Here is a 15,914-nt window from a genome sequence, read left to right as displayed (position 1 = left end):
CGGAATGCGGAATGCGGAATGCGGAATGCGGAATGCGGAATGCGGAATGCGGAATGCGGAATGCGGAACAATATTGTGCTGTGCTAGCCCGTAGCGAAGTCAACCACTATTCACTGTTTTAGCACCTTACAATACGCATTCTGCGTTCTACGTTTTGCCTTTTGCGTTCTGCGTTCCGCCTTCTACGTTCCGCCCCTTCAATTTATGCTAAGCTCGCTGCACTCTAAATATGACGATTGAAGCGCGACTATGCACATTCATATTCTCGGTATTTGCGGCACCTTTATGGGTAGCCTGGCGAGCCTTGCCAAAGAGCTGGGCCACCGGGTAACCGGTTCCGACCAAAACGTTTACCCGCCCATGAGCACGCAACTGGAGCAGCTCGGCATTGAGCTGATCAGCGGTTACGACCCGGCCCAACTCGACCCGGCCCCCGATTTAGTTATCATCGGCAATGCGCTCAGTCGCGGCAACCCGGCGGTTGAGGTAGTGTTAGAGCGCGGCCTGCCCTACACCTCGGGCCCCGAGTGGTTGCGCCAGCATGTATTGCCCGGCAAATGGGTACTGGCCGTGTCCGGCACTCACGGCAAAACCACCACCGCCAGCTTGCTGGCCTGGATGTTGGAATACGCCCACATGGCCCCGGGCTTTTTAATTGGCGGGGTTACGCAAAACTTCCCCGTTTCGGCCCGTCTGGGCGACACGCCTTTTTTTGTGATTGAGGCCGACGAGTACGACAGCGCCTTTTTCGACAAGCGCTCCAAATTTGTTCACTACCAACCGCGCACGCTGATCATCAACAATATGGAGTTTGATCACGCCGATATTTTCGACTCTTTAGCCGATATCCAGCGCCAGTTTCACCACCTGATTCGCACGGTACCCGGCAGCGGGCAAATTATTCACCCGACTGGAATTGACGCCATTGATGAAACTCTAAACAAAGGCTGCTGGAGCAATACTCTTAGCACAGGTGCCAACGGCCAGTGGCACTGCCGCTTGTTACAAGACGATGGCAGCCACTTTCAGGTATTGGAAGGCGCTCAGGTACAGGCTGAAGTGCGCTGGGACTTAACCGGCCAGCACAATGTGGACAACGCTTTGGCCGCCCTGCTGGCGGCGCGCCATGTGGGCGTAACACCGGAGGTGGCCGCCGCCGCGCTGGCCGAGTTTAAAGGGGTCAAACGCCGCATGGAGTGCATCGCCGATCTACACTCGATCAAGGTCTACGACGACTTTGCCCACCACCCCACCGCCATTAAAACCACGCTGGCCGGGCTGCGGGCCAAAGTGGGCCGCGACAAAATCATCGCCGTGATTGAACCGCGCTCCAACACCATGCGTATGGGGGTTCACAAAGACAACTTGGCAAACGCCTGCAGCGATGCCGACGAGGTACTCTGGTACCAGCCCCCGGCATCCGACTGGGATCTGGCCGATGTGATTAACCACTCGCCGGTGCCCGCCAAACTCTACCGCGAGCTGGACGGATTAATTCACGACGCCCTGGCGCTGGCCGAGGCCAACTGCCATATTGTGATTATGAGCAATGGCGGCTTTGGCGGTTTGCACGGTCGTTTAGTGTCGCAACTGAATAAACACGCCCTATGACGGAGGCCGCCATGAACGAACAACGCACCGTAACCCTCGCCATGACCGGCGCCTCGGGCGCACAGTACGGGCTGCGTTTGCTGCAGTGTTTGCTGGCAGCCGACTGCCGGGTGTATCTGTTATTGTCTTCCGCCGCCGAGGTCGTGATTCGCACCGAAACCGAGTTGGATTTACCGACCGATTTAGACGAACAGCAAATCTTTTTAAGTCAGCGCTACGGCGCGGCGGACGATCAACTGATACTGTTCGGGCGCGACGATTGGTTCTCACCGGTGGCCTCAGGCTCCAGCTCACCGGCATCTATGGTAATTTGCCCGGCCAGCGGCGGTACTTTATCCAGCATCGCCACCGGGGCCAGCAACAACCTAATTGAACGCGCCGCCGATGTCGCCCTAAAAGAGCGCCGCCAACTGATTGTCGTGCCGCGCGAGACGCCCTACTCCGCTGTGCACTTAGAAAACATGCTCAAGCTCACTCAGCTCGGCGCGGTGGTGCTACCGGCCAGCCCCGGCTTTTACCTGCAGCCCGATAGCGTCGAAGCCCTGGTGGACTTTGTGGTGGCCCGCATTCTCGACCAACTGAATATCGAACAAGATCTGATGCCGCGCTGGGGCGAAGAGTAGTGCTGCCCAGCAAGGTTACCTTAGTAGAGGTAGGCCCGCGCGACGGCCTGCAAAACGAGCCGGGCACCATCGCCTGCGCCGATAAAATCGCCTTAATCCACGCCCTGGCCGAGGCCGGTCTTACCCGCATTGAGGCCGGCGCCTTTGTAAACCCCAAGTGGGTGCCACAAATGGCCGACAGCGAAGCCGTGTTCGCCGGTATTGAGCGCCGCTCGGGGGTAAGCTACAGCGCCCTCACCCCCAACCTGAAAGGTTTTGAGCGGGCCCGGGCGGCGCGGGCATCCGAGGTCGCCATTTTTGCCGCCGCCTCCGAAGCCTTTAGCCGAAAAAACCTTAACTGCAGCATTGATGACAGCCTGGCCCGCTTTAGCGACGTCACCCGCGCCGCCCGCGCAGCCAATATTCCCGTGCGCGGCTATATTTCTTGCGTGCTGGGTTGCCCTTACAGCGGCGCGGTGGACCCGGCGCTGTGCGTCGAAATTGCTCAGGCACTACTCGCTATGGGCTGTTTTGAAGTCTCGCTGGGCGACACCATCGGCGTCGGTACCGTCGCCAGCACCCGCGCATTGCTGGAGCCCATGCTCAAGGCGATTGGGCCCGAGCAGCTCGCGGTGCATATGCACGACACCTACGGTCAGGCACTGGCCAATGTTTACCAATCACTGCAAATGGGTATTTCGGTGGTGGATGCTTCGGTCGCAGGTTTAGGTGGCTGCCCCTACGCCCAAGGTGCCTCGGGCAACCTGGCCACCGAAGACGTGCTATACCTATTAAACGGGCTAGGCATTGAACACGGCGTAGCGCTGGATAAAATCGTACAGGCCGGCGACCAAATTTGCCGCACACTGGGCATTGCCAACCACAGCCGCGTCGCTCAGGCACTGCTCGCTAACTTTAAAAAATAAAACAACTATGACAGAAGACAACGAACTACTTAAAGCCAAAGCCAACCTGGAAACCGCGCAAATCCCCTGGCGCGAACTGCAACGATTTTTTGCCTCGGGCAAAGCCATCTTCGTCGCCCCCGAGCTCGACCTGACTCAGGTCGCCGCCGAAATGGCCTGCGACAATGCCGCGCAAATACAGCACTGGATGCAAGCCGAACAAGTCGGCCCCGTCAGCGACGAAAGCGCACAACAGTGGTTTGAAAATGACACCCTACTCTGGGCCGTGGTGGTCAAACCCTGGGTGTTGGTTCAGCAGAAAAGTCTGAGGTCTGAGGTCTGAGGTCTGAGGTCTGAGGTCTGAGGTCTGAGGTCTGGATTTTTTGTGCAAGCCACTCAACTGTCAAACCCGTGCTGATCTTTAGCGTTTAGCATCAGACGTCCGACGTCAGACATCGAGCCTTCCCCTACCCCAACACCCCTCGCACCAGTGCCGCTACACCGGTAAAGGCTGCGATGGTGAGAATAATCGGGCGCAGGGCGGCAAAGGGTAAGCGGTTGACTAAAAAGCCAGACAGCCAAAAACCCAATACCACACCGGGGCAGGTCAGTAGCAGCGCCTTGAGTTCGGCAACGCCAATATAACCCGAGGCGGTTAGGGCGATAACACCGGTAATGCACGAAAACAAAAAGAAGGCCGATAAATTCGCTCGCACCAGGGGCCCGGTCTCATTTTGGTAGACCAGCGCAATCGGCGGGCCGCCCACGGCGGTAATCGTCCCCATATAGCCCGAGGCGGCACCGGCCAATAAATTATTGCGCGCATTCAATCGGGGCTTTATACCCACCACACTGAGCAGTACGGCCAGCAATATTAAACCACCAAAGGCAAACTCAAAGCCTTTAACCGACAGTGCCATCAGCGTCAGCGCACCCAGGCCGGTGCCTACCACGTTGCCGCCGATGGCGTAACGCACCGGTCGAAACTGGATTCCACCATGGTTACGCACCATCATCAGTACGGTCAGCACTAACGCATTGAGCATAGCCACACCGGGCACAAGGGCCGGATTGACCAAAAACAACAAAGGCACCGACAAAGTACCAATACCGTAACCGGCCACGCCCTGAAGGCATGCGCCCGCCAATAAAGCCAAATTGGCTAATATCAGCTGTAAAACAGACAGATCAGTTAGCAAGGGAATCTCAACACGTTGGATAAAACATAGGGATTGCGGCAACCGCCGCTAAGCTTTTTAAGCCGGCAGCATCATAGCCCCGCGCGCACAGTTTTACGAGCCCATTTGCAATTCTTTGACCTGCAAGGCTGCGGCGCTTTTCATTAACATTCCATTACCGAAGGTGTTGCGTATCGGATTTGGTTTCTACTCTCACCTCGCTTAATATTGTCAGCATTCATTGCCATCACGCAATACACAGAATAGGAAAAAAGCATGCAATACAGCCCTCTCGGCCACAGCGGCCTGCAGGTATCCCGCGTCTGTCTCGGCACCATGACTTGGGGCAAGCAAAACACTCAAAACGACGCCAACGCCCAAATTGAGTACGCCCTGGCCCAGGGGGTGAATTTTATCGACACCGCCGAAATGTACGCCGTGCCGCCCACGGCCGACACCTACGGCACCACCGAGACTATTATTGGCAACTGGCTGGCCGACAACCCCGCCCGGCGTGAAGAATTTATTCTCGCCAGTAAAATTGCCGGCAACGGGCTCAAGTACATTCGCGGCGGTGGCGACATCACCGGCGAAAGCGTGATCAGCGCCGTTAATGACTCCCTCGCCCGCCTGCAAACCGACTATATCGACCTCTACCAGCTGCACTGGCCCAACCGCACCTCGCCACACTTTGGTAAACACGCCCCCGGCCGTATCAGTTTTAGCGATGTGGATGCCCAGGCACACTCGGCGCAAATGCTGGAAATTCTGCAAGCGCTAGATGAATGCGTAAAAAGCGGCAAAATTCGCCACTTTGGCCTGTCTAACGATACGCCTTGGGGCATCAACGAGTACGTGCGCCTCAGTGAAAAACACAACCTCACTCGGGTTACCGCCATACAAAACGAATTCAGCCTGCTGCAAACCCGCGACTGGCCGTTTTTAATTGAAAACTGCGTACATCAGCAAGTGGCTTACCTGCCCTGGTCACCTCTGGCCACCGGTGCACTGACCGGTAAATACATCGGCGGTGCACGCCCCGAAGGCGCGCGCTGGAACTTGGTACAACGCAATGGCCTGTTCCGCGATACCGAGCAAAGCAGCGCCGCCGTGGCCGCTTATAGCGAGCTTGCCCAAAAACATCAGCTGACCCCGGCACAACTGGCCTTAGCCTGGTGCAACCAGGTAGACGGCGTAACCTCCACCATCATCGGCGCAACCAGTTTGGAGCAGCTCAACGAAAATATCAGCGCCTTTGAGCTCACCCTCAGCGATCAGGTGCTCAGTGATATTGCCGATATACACCGGCAGTACCCGGTGCCGTTTTAGAGTTTGGATGTCGGATGTCGGATGTCGGATGTTAAAAGTCGCGCTTAATGGCCAAGATACAAAAGCTCCACCCCTTGCCAGGCTGGATTTGAGGAGCGATACCGATTATCGTACGCGTCTCAATGAACCCCATAGAAAGAGAGACAATTATGCCTCAAGCAGCAGCACGTCACATTCTGGTCGACAACGAAGCCACCTGTAACGAACTCAAAGCCAAAATCGAAGCCGGTGAAGACTTCGCCAAGCTGGCGCAAGATCACTCCAGCTGCCCTTCAGGCCGCAACGGCGGCGACCTGGGCACCTTTGGCCCCGGCCAAATGGTTGCCGAGTTCGACAAAGTGGTATTCAGCGCGCCTGTTAACGAAGTACAGGGGCCGGTGAAAACCCAGTTTGGTTACCACCTGCTGGAAGTCACTGAGCGTCAGGACTAACTGATGTTTAGCCCCGCGTCCGACTTAGATTCGAATCGGTCGTGGGGCATCGAGCTCAGTCACCCGTTTCCCATAAAATAGCCACCCAAACACTGGGGCTAGGCTAGACTGACACTCCCTCCAACCCAGCTGTGGGCTCAGCCGGCTCGCTTGGCTTCGGGCAGATTAAAACTAAAACTGGCGCCTTCACCTTCTGTGGATACCACAGATATACGGCATTGATGCAAATCTAAAATACGCTTCACAATAGCCAGGCCCAGTCCGGTACCCTTTTCAGAGCCCACTAAGGTATGGCGACTGCGAAAGTAGCGGTCAAATATTCTGGGAATATCACAAGAGGGCAGACCCACGCCATTGTCGGCCACCTCAACTTTCACACCATCGGGGCTATCGCCTATTGCAATATCGACTCGCCCCCCTGATGGGGTATAGTTTAAAGCGTTGTCGATTAGATTTTCTAACACACGCTCGATCAACCCAATGTCTGCATTGACCACATTGGCTTGGTTGGGAAGTTGGGCGCGCAAACTGATTTGTTTTTTTTCGGCTTTAAGTTCGTACTTTTGAATAATATCCTGCAACAATTCGGTCAGTGAAAAATCCTCTTTCACAATCTCAGTTTTTCCTGCATCCAACTTCCCGAGTTCAAACAAATCTTGCACTAAACGGGTTAACCGTTTGCTATGGCTAAAGGCTACCTTTAGGTATTTCTCACGATCTTGCTCAGACAATGTATTCTTGCGCACAATCAAGGTTTCCAGATAACCCTGCATAGAAGCCAAAGGAGTGCGTAAATCATGTGACACATTCGACACCAGTTCACGACGGAGGTTATCGGTTTTAGACAAGGCTTCTATTTGCTCGATAATGCGCTGCTGCATTTGAGAAAAAGACTGTTGAATTACCCAAATTTCGTTTCCAGACTGAGAGCCCTTATCGATATCATCTTGCAGGATTTCGCGCTGAAATTTTTTCATGTCGCGGGCTAATCGTCTTAATGGTTTGGTCATAAAAGAGAAGAATATTATCGCTGTTATCAAAGCAAATAGACTTATCGCCAACAGCCCTGCCGCACTCAACCGGTAGACATAACTATCTCCCAGAGAATCCCGCATTTTTTGATATTTTTCTCCACCTAAAACCACATATAAATAACCTGCTTTCTGGCCGTTATCGTCGACGGGCCACGCGGAGAACACCACATCCCGCTTTCCGCTTCTCGGGTTTGTACCAAACACGGCGGCGGGATTATTCGTGTTTAACCACGCATCTATAGGCGCCACATCGACAATTTTATGGTTTACTTCAGACTCTTCCACCGCGTGCGAGATAATCTGCCCATCCCGATCCAGCAAGTACACTTCAACAATAGGATTCACCACCATAACTAAATCAGCAAGCTCGTTCATGGCTTTACGATTGACGGCTCCATCGACAATAAGCGGGCTTCTCCCGGCAATATACATTCCCAAGCTTTTGTTGAGATTTTGTGTGACTTCTTGGTAGTAGCGGTTTGTGCTCCAATTGACTAGGGCCAGATAACCGACACAAATCACCAAAAACAAAAGTAGAAGAACAAACGATAGGCGAGCATTGAGCGATGTAAATGTTATCTTCACGATAGATTGTCCAGTTCGTCGGCCGAGCAAAATTTGTAACCCACACCCCACACTGTTTTAATAAACACGTAATCCGGATCTACTTTTTCCAGTTTGCTGCGCAACCGGTTTATATGACTGTTCACAGTATGCTCGTAACCTTCGTGACCGTACCCCCATACATGATCCAGCAATTCAGTGCGCCGGAAAACACGGCCTGGATTTTCAGCAAAGTACCAAAGCAAATCAAACTCTTTAGCCGTAAGGTCAAGCGCCTTACCGCCAATCGATACTTCGCGGGAGATTTTGTCGAGCGTTAAATTGCGTATTTCTAAATATTGACCTGCGCCATCGTCTACAACCAACTCTGAGCGGCGCAGCAATGCTTTAACTCTTGCCATCAATTCCAGCGTACTGAACGGCTTGGTTAGGTAGTCATCAGCCCCTAACTCTAAACCGAGAACTCGATCCAATTCCGTCGAACGAGAGGTAAGCATAAGCACGGGGACATTGTTACCATCGGCTCGGATCGAGCGACAAATATCTAACCCATCCACACCAGGCAGCATTAAATCCAGAACCACAACATCCCAGGTTTGACCTGCAATCAACGTCAGTGCTTCATCGCCACGACCACAAATTTCGACTTCAGCATCAAGCTCTTTTAAATGCAGTCGAATTAACTCGGCTAAATCCTGCTCATCTTCCACGACCAAAAAGCGTCTTTTTTTGCGGTGTTTTGGGAGGGCGTGGTTCACGTGGGCCAAATGAATGCGATTTGACATTAAAACTCCGGGTGTCGGCCCGGCACACAGTGCCGAGCCTATAAGTTATATCAGTGTTACTCAATACGAGACACTTTAACGAGCATAACCGGATTATCCCAGCGGTGCTCTGCCTGTAACACTGACGTTTCCAACCCGTCAGCGGCAGTAATCACACCACTGTGCATCAGAACCTGATTTACAAAGTCGTCGCGCACTTCGCTGAAGCCCTCTTGCATTCCTCCGGCCGCAGCGGGACCAGGGATATGATCGGCGTGCTCCGTATTAGCCTCCGTCCCTGCATCATAGCTCAAACCTGTGAATGTTACGCTCTCGCCCACGTTTAAGCTCGCAATAGACTGACCATTGATCGCGGTGACAGCATCGTTGGTATTAACTAGCATGCTCACTACAGACACTTGCATGTCGAGTTCATCATCGCTGTCTGGACGCTCAAACTCCAGCGTAACACTCTCAGTGGTACCCGGGGTGAGAACACCTTCACCGCTCATAGTCGCAAGGGTCGTCTGATGCGCTGCAGCCATAGCCAACAGTTGAGAATTGTCTCCACCTTCGGCAAGAACCTCAAGCTCGGTCGAGGCAGTACTACCCACCATCAGCAGCTCAAGCTCCGGGCCGTGAGACATCACCGCAACCGGCGATAGTGGTTGTGCCGCCGTCATATTGGTGACATCCACTTGAAAAGTATAGTGAGTCAGTGTCGCTTCGGGCTGCGAATCATCATCGCTACCACAGGCCGATAACAAAACCGCCACGGCCATAAGTTGTGCTTTAAATATAAAGGATTTCATGACGCCCCCTACTGAACCGTAATGGTGAGGTGAGCAACAGGGTTTAACCAGCGATGCACACCAGCGTCAAGATCACTTGATCCGCCTTCGGCATTTGTATCCCCTAATACCCCACGGTGGATGTGAACGAACCCCTCTGCATTAGCCTCCACACCGGTTGCGTTATGACCAACCATTTCTTCCAATGGCGGTGGTACCGGCAAGCCCGGCTCCCCTGGCGCACCACTGCCACGCAATTCATCATTCGCCTCGGTGCCCGCGTCATACGCGTTGAGCGTATAATGATAAACGCCTGTTTCAGTCGGCAACATTAGTGAATTCAAACCAACAAAACCGTCGTTAGACGGTACAATCATCCCCGCTAATGACAAATAAGTATTAGCGGTAGAGTCGGTATTCAGCACCACCTCCACACTATCACCCGCCATTAAAAGCCCTTCAGCCGGATTGTTAGAAATAGTCGCGCCCACCGACTCTAATGAAGTCACCAAACCACTAATGTCTCCACCTTCGGCCATAGCCTGCACAGCGGTAGAGGCCGACTCCCCGACCATAAACAAAGAGTCACTACCAGAATGAGCAGCCACCACCAAAGGTGCGAAAACTGAACCGCGGGTAAGGTTTTGAATGTCGATAGTATATTCGGCTGCCTGAGCACCGCTAGCGCTCAACAAAGCACCTGTAATAATTGAAGTTAACACTTTCATTAGGACTCTCCCTTAGCATCGTTAGATAAACGACTGAATCAACGAGTCACCATTGTGTCCTGTAGCCATTGGGGGATTCCTCACGAAAGTATCACAAGAAGTTCATTTTTTAAGTCAAATTGAAATTGGGGAATTGGTGTCGGGAAATTGGGGTCAGATGAGAATGGCACTTACTTAAGCTTTTTGGGGTGGCCATTCTTCCTGACCCCATTTAATTGCAATAAAACGGGCCCGCAACCACGGCGGGCCCTGCAAGTCTAAGGAGTCATGAAAACTGGCGCACCCATAACAGTGCCATGATGGTTGCCCAGAGCGTCGCGGCCATCTTCATTGAGTGGCCAAACGGCTATAAGCCCTTCTTGAGGTTCGGTTATGGCAAGATCCCAGGCGGCGGCTATCTGCACCTCTGAACGGACCAGCCCCCACAAACGAATCTCAGATAACGCAATAAACCCAACGTTACCCCCAAAATCTACATCGCTGCCAATCCGCAACGCAAGGTCATTGGCTATCAAGTCCCCCGGGGCTTCAACTTCATCCATCAGCGCACCATTGAGATAGAAACGTACAATACTATTGTCCGACGTTACCGCCCAGTGAGTCCACTTATCCAGCTCAAAACCAAACGAGGCATCAACGTTGATTGCATCGCCAGGATAAAAGCGAAATTTGGTACAAACACCTAGCCAGTAGCTCGAGGTCCATTGTTTTCCGATAATGTTGGCGCAACTTACGTCAAAGGAATCTACCCTGATCCAACCTTCGATCGTAATGCCTTCGGTGGGGTTCAGATCGGCATGATGAGGGATCTCAATGTAATCATCGTTAACGCCCTCCAGCAGCATAAAGCCATCAGCTACAGGGGCGGGAACAGTTTCTGCAGAACTTGAACTTGAACTTGAACTTGAACTTGAACTTGAACTTGAACTTGAACTTGAACTTGAACTTGAACTTGAACTGGAACTAACGCTAGACTCAGAAGATGCTTCGCTGCTAGAGCTAGAATCTGATGAGGTTACACTGGACGACGAAGCTGACGAATTTGATCCGCCACCACAGCCGCTTATTAATACACTAAACAACAGCACAAACATGAGTAAGGTGGTATTTTTCATGGCCTATTCTCCCTAATATATTTCCCAAAATATTCCGATTCCAGATAACACCCTAATACAGTGCAAACCGGGGACAGTAGGCGAAAACTATGAAACCACCCAGCTTTATGTTATTCGCAATCCCCGTTAAACGCTAGTTTTTATCCAACATAGCATTTAGGCGCCAAACACAAGCGACCTGTTGTGATTGAACTCTATTTTTCGGCTTGGCAAGGAGCGACTCCAGTGTATTGTACGTGAGCAATTTTGAGCGCGTATGTGGAAGTGTTATTTAGAGCCACAATTAATTTGTCATCATCTAGATTCCGAGCTGACCGATAAAATCCGACACTCAGTGAATAAAGGATTGATACTAGGCAATGATCGCTTTAAAGACGAAATCGAACAACTGACAGGCCGAAGAGCGCGCCCTGCAAAACAGGGGCGACCGGCGATAGAATCATGATCCCTGCGCCAAAAGTTTCATCTGACCCCATTTAATTCTTAGCTGCCTGTGCGGCAGTGAAGCGGTAACCGATAAGTCAGCGGCGGTGTGGCAATGCTAAATGCATCGCCTGACGCTGCATGGGAGTTATTTCAACCTATCACTCCAGTCCCCCGTGCCTATACAGAACTACGGAATCTCTCTCGCATAAAGGTGGCCATGCCCATTTGGACAACCAAGCGGTCCGGAAAAATCATGGAGCCACTCTGCATGACACCTGACACACTGGTATCGCTGTAACTCTATAGGCCTGTCCGCATCTACCAAGCGACCTGACACACCGGGTGAGTCTTCCGCTATGCCACTGATCTCCCGTCTAGGAGTAACAGGACTGGAGCAAGTATGAATCCTTCGAGCCTCTTCCAGAATAGGATCAACCCTTGGGTGGAACCGCCAAAATTTTGTGCCTTCGCGCAGCACAAAATCCAAAACAGCGTCTGAGAAGCGACGATTTCGGTCTCTTTTCAAAGAGGAAACCGAAAAACTGCCACAATCCAAAACTAGTAGCGCTGTCTTTCTCTCTCGGAGTCTATCCTCATCAGCTAGGACGGGCACACGACCTTGGTAGCGCAACTCCACCAAAAACTCATACCCTCCCACTTTCAGCGATAAATCAACGTGATGGTCTGCAACTTTTACGTCAGACTTGACGCCCTCAATGGCATTGGACGCTCCTTGCGTGATTCGAACATTTTCTGACTGACCGCAACACGAGTAGCGCACCGTCTCTGTAAGTGCTGGTGTTTCCAGAGTACAGCCAACCAGCTTTACCCCCAGCTCCCGCACCATCATCGCAACGGCTAGCGCGGAGTCAAAAGGACACTCGGTTTCCGGCTTGGCGCCCGCTAGGCGCGAATCGTGGGCGAAGTGATACCGATTGACTTTGGGGTGCCGAGACAACAATGGGGCTTTACAACCAGGGCATAGACAGTTACAGGCGCGCCCGCTGGGCGCGTCTTCAGGCTCTATAATTTCTCCCGTCTCCAAGTGAATCCCAAAAGGGATCAAAAGCTCGTTCATGGAACACTCCCTTTGCTCCAATTTAGATCACGACTGACGCCAACTTCTGCACGTAGGCTTCGTCTTCCTCCCGAAAAAGAATATTCCAGCTTTCCATCAGCGCCTTTGTGACAGGCTGCCCTGAATCATCTTTCCATTGGCTAACAAGCTGGGATGAGTGCGTTTCGGAGATAAGAAAGGCATGAAGCTCCACTGAACTGTTGGCCGAATACTGCTTGATAAGGTCAGCCTCAATGTCTTTAATCGTACGATGGAACCTAACTTTTGGGTCGTCTGGCTTATGGTGACGCAAGCCTTTGGGATCCACGAAGATAACTTTCTGCTTGTCACCCTTGACCAACCATAAGATAAAATCCGGGTAAAAGCCGCCGTCTATAAATACACCTACCGAGCCCTGACCTGTTTGGTTGCGTAGCAAATATACTTCATAGCCCTCAAACACATCCGCCTTTACCGCTTTGTGAATGTCCCGTACAAACTGGGCCTCGCCTGTATTGAGCGAAGTGGGGGTTACCTGGTAATCAAGTCCCTGGGTAGCGGCCAGCAGGGGCTGGTAGAAATGCCGCTCGCACCAGATGAACTCAAGCCCCTCTTTGATTTGACCATCCCAGGCTTCTACATCGTTGGAAGCGACTTTTTCTCGCAGCCCTTCCAGTTGCTTAATCAGCGACTTGTGGCGCTCCCGATCCAACGTAATCAGGTAGCTACCCTCTGGCGTGCTTTCACTCACCCCCGGCAGATGCTGTTTTTTCTCTGTCACAGCGCGGTATTCAAGCTTATCGCCCTCCCACTGTTTGCGGCGCAGACCGTAAAACAGCTCGCAGTACTTGCGCAGCAAGGCGATGGCCATATCGTGCCAGAGGCTAAGGCGCTCCAACTGGCCGGGTTTCATGGCGTCGTCCGGCGCGTAGAGGCGGTACCAACCCGTGTCTTGCAGCAGCTCATCCACCACATCCTGAGTGATGGTCAAGTTGGACCAGCGCCTGTCGCGCTTAAAGGCGAGCAGCTCAAAGTAGAGCTTGCGGCTATCCAGCAGGACCAACTGGGTACTTTTAAGCCATTGCTGCTGTGCACCCACAGCTCGGGAACCTTGCCGGTCGGTGGAGAAGGCACCCACTTGGGGGTAGAAGTCTAGGTTGACACGAGGTGGACTGCAAAAGTAGTCCACCTCGGATGAGGTTAGTGCTTTGGGTGCCTTCAGGACCACCTGCTCGGCCAATTCCATAAAGGCACTGCCGGAGCCACCGATGGCCTTGTTGGCCACGCTGTCTTTTACCCGGAGCACGTTCAGGTTGTCCGGCAGGTGGTTCATGGGGTTAAGCGGCAGAACAAACTCTTCCAGCCCTTCGTTGACGGGAATATCTTCGTCTTCCAGCTCTTTTTTGAACTGGGCAATGTAATCGGCCTTGACGCCGAATATATTCAGTGTTTCCAGTAGGCCGATATGGCGCGGTCGCTCAATGCCGGCGGTTTTCAGTTGGGTGGTCAACTCGGCGGAGCGTTTAAGCGTGGTGTTCCAGCCCTGCAGGCGCACGCCGCGACCAAATAGCTGAATAATCTGGGCACCCTCGTTTTTGCCCACATTCAGCAGTGTCATATTGGACACCCGCCAGCTGCTCCAGCCTTCGGTGAATTTTTTGGCGCCCAAGAGCAGGTTAACGTTCGAGTCCTCGCGGTTGATGCCGCGAAACAGGGATTCGCTAAACCGGGCGTCCTGCACGAGCAAATCGTGTTTGTCGCAGAGCTTCACCAGCTTGGTGTCGTCACCCACATTGATCACGCCAAAGGGCGTATCCGAGGTGCCGCCACGCAGGGCAACTTCACCGGCGACTCCGGTGATGTTTTCAATATGCAGGCGGCCACCCCCGCAATGGAATACCCGCTCCAGCAGGTCGAGGTAAAGCTGTTCGGCGCTTTCCCCCAGCTCTTTGAGGTAATTAAAGCGGCCATGTAAACGGTCTACGCCGCCTTTGCCCACCATGCCCTGGTTAAGCAGCGTATCAATGGCGGCGACACTATCGGCCTTCTTACTCAGCACGACATCCAAGAACTGAAGCACCTGAACCATATCGTTGGCTTCTTTGGTATTAAAGCCTTGGGTAACTTTGGAGGTAACAAAAACCCACAACGGCATTTGCAGGTTAAAAGGCGCAAACGCTTTACGGTTCTCGGAGAACAGCCGCAACTGTTGGTAAAAACTCAGCAACGAGGCCATCTGGTAACGGAACTGGTCGTCTTTGGTAGCCGCCTCGATATTGAGAATCTGTGACTGCTTGCCGTAGCCATCGCCGTAAAAGTGGCGGTAGGAGTAGTCGAACAGTATGGCCTTGGTGTAGGTCTGCCGGAGGTTGTCGTGTTTAATGCTGGATTGAGCAAAAGTCGCCGAATACTCAAAGGAGAAACCCAGGGAACACAGCTTTTGGCGGTACTCGTACCAGCTGCCGCCGCCGCTAGCGGTGCCCCGGTGGCCTTCGTCCACCAACAGCAGGTTGCGCGATCCAAAGGAGTCCACCGCCACGGTTTTTTGTTTTTCGCTGTCGCGCAGTTTGTTGATGTCGATCACAATGACATCCTGCGCGAACAAGTCTCCGCCCTTGGCGGAGAATTCGCTGGCGCGAATACCGGATTTTTCCAAATCCACCAGATGCTGGTGGGTCAGCCCTTCATTGGGCGTGAGCAGAATAATCTTGTTGATGTCCCCCGCTTTGCCGTAACGCTGCAGGTAGTAGCGGTACTGCAAAATGTTGGCATGCATAATCAAGGTTTTACCGGAACCGGTGGCACTCCAATAGGCCACCATATTCAGCTGCGGCCAGAGATCGTCTTCCGGGTTGAGAGCCTTCAACTTGTTGTGATTAAAATCCTGCTCTGCCACCCAGTGGTTGTTCCAGCGTTCTATCTGCTGGTTTAAACCCTCCAACAATTCTTCGGGTTTGGTAAACAGGTAATCCAGGTAGATTTCGGTGAACAGCAGCATCAGGTACTGAAAGTACTTCCACTCGATGGGTGCCTCGTTGGCCGTTAAGCGGGCGCTGTTGATGGTGTCGGTCAACGCCTTAATGCGCCGGTCGTACTCCAGCAGCTGCTCGTCGCTCAGCAGCGCGTCGTCGGTCAGGTTTTCACGGATGCGCTGTACCAACAAGTGTTCGCCCTCGGCATTGCGGCCGCTGGTTTCGCCAATTAACTGAAAACGGTCGCGAAAGGCCTCCAGTGTCGGCGCTTCGCGCTTACCCACGTCGTAGTTGCCGTTTAGGGAGTCAAAACCAAACAGGGAGAACAGCCACTGGTTGAGCACCAGGTGGTGGCGAAACTGCAGGGTCTTTTTGGCTTTTGGGGTCGCTTTTCTTGCTGCCATAGC

The 15,914-nt window shown here is 52.9% G+C and carries 13 protein-coding genes; 6 read left to right on the top strand and 7 right to left on the bottom strand.

Annotated features, from left to right (window positions below):
* Positions 1–249: 249 nt before the first annotated feature.
* The 4 genes from mpl to Q4563_RS14550 are packed head-to-tail and all read left to right on the top strand — an operon-like array spanning position 250 to position 3,461.
* Positions 250–1,611 carry a UDP-N-acetylmuramate:L-alanyl-gamma-D-glutamyl-meso-diaminopimelate ligase gene (gene mpl, locus Q4563_RS14565; protein ID WP_303604966.1) on the top strand — a complete coding sequence of 454 codons (1,362 nt, stop codon included), beginning with the start codon at positions 250–252 and terminating at the stop codon, positions 1,609–1,611.
* 11 nt (positions 1,612–1,622) lie between these two features.
* Positions 1,623–2,234 carry a flavin prenyltransferase UbiX gene (locus Q4563_RS14560; RefSeq protein WP_303604965.1) on the top strand — a complete coding sequence of 204 codons (612 nt, stop codon included), beginning with the start codon at positions 1,623–1,625 and terminating at the stop codon, positions 2,232–2,234.
* Entirely contained in the window at positions 2,234–3,139 is a 906-nt protein-coding gene (locus Q4563_RS14555) for a hydroxymethylglutaryl-CoA lyase (RefSeq protein ID WP_303604964.1), read from the top strand. The genes Q4563_RS14560 and Q4563_RS14555 overlap by 1 nt, the downstream gene beginning before the upstream one ends.
* A 7-nt stretch (positions 3,140–3,146) precedes the next feature.
* On the top strand, positions 3,147–3,461 hold the full coding sequence (locus tag Q4563_RS14550; RefSeq protein WP_303604963.1) for a DUF2288 domain-containing protein: 315 nt from the start codon (positions 3,147–3,149) through the stop codon (positions 3,459–3,461).
* A 124-nt stretch (positions 3,462–3,585) separates the two neighbouring features.
* Here Q4563_RS14550 and Q4563_RS14545 read toward each other — a convergent pair whose 3' ends face one another.
* Positions 3,586–4,317 carry a sulfite exporter TauE/SafE family protein gene (locus Q4563_RS14545; protein ID WP_303604962.1) on the bottom strand — a complete coding sequence of 244 codons (732 nt, stop codon included), beginning with the start codon at positions 4,315–4,317 and terminating at the stop codon, positions 3,586–3,588.
* 255 nt (positions 4,318–4,572) lie between these two features.
* Between Q4563_RS14545 and Q4563_RS14540 the strand changes: the two genes are divergently transcribed.
* Together Q4563_RS14540 and Q4563_RS14535 are read left to right on the top strand one after the other, a co-directional pair.
* Positions 4,573–5,625, top strand: a complete 1,053-nt coding sequence (locus Q4563_RS14540) for an aldo/keto reductase (RefSeq protein WP_303604961.1) — start codon at positions 4,573–4,575, stop codon at positions 5,623–5,625.
* Positions 5,626–5,774: 149 nt separating this feature from the next.
* Complete coding sequence (locus Q4563_RS14535; RefSeq protein WP_215975869.1) at positions 5,775–6,056, top strand: peptidylprolyl isomerase; 282 nt, start codon at positions 5,775–5,777, stop codon at positions 6,054–6,056.
* Between the two features lie 137 nt (positions 6,057–6,193).
* Here the strand turns inward: Q4563_RS14535 and Q4563_RS14530 are convergent, their stop codons facing one another.
* The 6 genes from Q4563_RS14530 to Q4563_RS14505 all read right to left on the bottom strand — a co-directional run bounded on the left by Q4563_RS14530 (position 6,194) and on the right by Q4563_RS14505 (position 15,911).
* On the bottom strand, positions 6,194–7,675 hold the full coding sequence (locus tag Q4563_RS14530; RefSeq protein WP_303604960.1) for a sensor histidine kinase: 1,482 nt from the start codon (positions 7,673–7,675) through the stop codon (positions 6,194–6,196).
* Positions 7,672–8,439 (bottom strand): response regulator transcription factor, encoded by a 768-nt coding sequence (locus Q4563_RS14525; RefSeq protein ID WP_303604959.1) that lies wholly within the window; start codon positions 8,437–8,439, stop codon positions 7,672–7,674. Before Q4563_RS14525 ends, Q4563_RS14530 begins: the two co-directional genes overlap by 4 nt.
* Positions 8,440–8,495: 56 nt before the next feature.
* Positions 8,496–9,230: a spondin domain-containing protein gene (locus Q4563_RS14520; protein WP_303604958.1), complete on the bottom strand. Its 735-nt coding sequence runs from the start codon at positions 9,228–9,230 to the stop codon at positions 8,496–8,498.
* Positions 9,231–9,238: 8 nt separating this feature from the next.
* The gene (locus tag Q4563_RS14515) at positions 9,239–9,937 is read right to left on the bottom strand and encodes a spondin domain-containing protein (RefSeq protein ID WP_303604957.1); all 699 of its coding nucleotides are present in this window, start codon (positions 9,935–9,937) and stop codon (positions 9,239–9,241) included.
* A gap of 257 nt (positions 9,938–10,194) precedes the next feature.
* On the bottom strand, positions 10,195–11,052 hold the full coding sequence (locus tag Q4563_RS14510) for a LamG domain-containing protein (RefSeq protein ID WP_303604956.1): 858 nt from the start codon (positions 11,050–11,052) through the stop codon (positions 10,195–10,197).
* A gap of 1,526 nt (positions 11,053–12,578) precedes the next feature.
* On the bottom strand, positions 12,579–15,911 hold the full coding sequence (locus Q4563_RS14505; RefSeq protein ID WP_303604955.1) for a DEAD/DEAH box helicase family protein: 3,333 nt from the start codon (positions 15,909–15,911) through the stop codon (positions 12,579–12,581).
* Between the last annotated feature and the right edge of the window lie 3 nt (positions 15,912–15,914).

The organism is Gilvimarinus sp. 1_MG-2023 (assembly GCF_030548285.1).
The sequence above is the reverse complement of the archived record's forward strand: the minus strand, read 5'-3'. Positions and strand labels throughout refer to the sequence as shown.

What these genes read in the sequence shown, in the direction of transcription:
- mpl (WP_303604966.1), top strand. Translation starts at nt 250, where the DNA reads ATGCACATTCATATTCTCGGTATTTGCGGCACCTTTATGGGTAGCCTG.
- Q4563_RS14560 (WP_303604965.1), top strand. Translation starts at nt 1,623, where the DNA reads ATGAACGAACAACGCACCGTAACCCTCGCCATGACCGGCGCCTCGGGC.
- Q4563_RS14550 (WP_303604963.1), top strand. Translation starts at nt 3,147, where the DNA reads ATGACAGAAGACAACGAACTACTTAAAGCCAAAGCCAACCTGGAAACC.
- Q4563_RS14540 (WP_303604961.1), top strand. Translation starts at nt 4,573, where the DNA reads ATGCAATACAGCCCTCTCGGCCACAGCGGCCTGCAGGTATCCCGCGTC.
- Q4563_RS14535 (WP_215975869.1), top strand. Translation starts at nt 5,775, where the DNA reads ATGCCTCAAGCAGCAGCACGTCACATTCTGGTCGACAACGAAGCCACC.
- Q4563_RS14525 (WP_303604959.1), bottom strand. Translation starts at nt 8,439, where the DNA reads ATGTCAAATCGCATTCATTTGGCCCACGTGAACCACGCCCTCCCAAAA.
- Q4563_RS14520 (WP_303604958.1), bottom strand. Translation starts at nt 9,230, where the DNA reads ATGAAATCCTTTATATTTAAAGCACAACTTATGGCCGTGGCGGTTTTG.
- Q4563_RS14515 (WP_303604957.1), bottom strand. Translation starts at nt 9,937, where the DNA reads ATGAAAGTGTTAACTTCAATTATTACAGGTGCTTTGTTGAGCGCTAGC.
- Q4563_RS14510 (WP_303604956.1), bottom strand. Translation starts at nt 11,052, where the DNA reads ATGAAAAATACCACCTTACTCATGTTTGTGCTGTTGTTTAGTGTATTA.
- Q4563_RS14505 (WP_303604955.1), bottom strand. Translation starts at nt 15,911, where the DNA reads ATGGCAGCAAGAAAAGCGACCCCAAAAGCCAAAAAGACCCTGCAGTTT.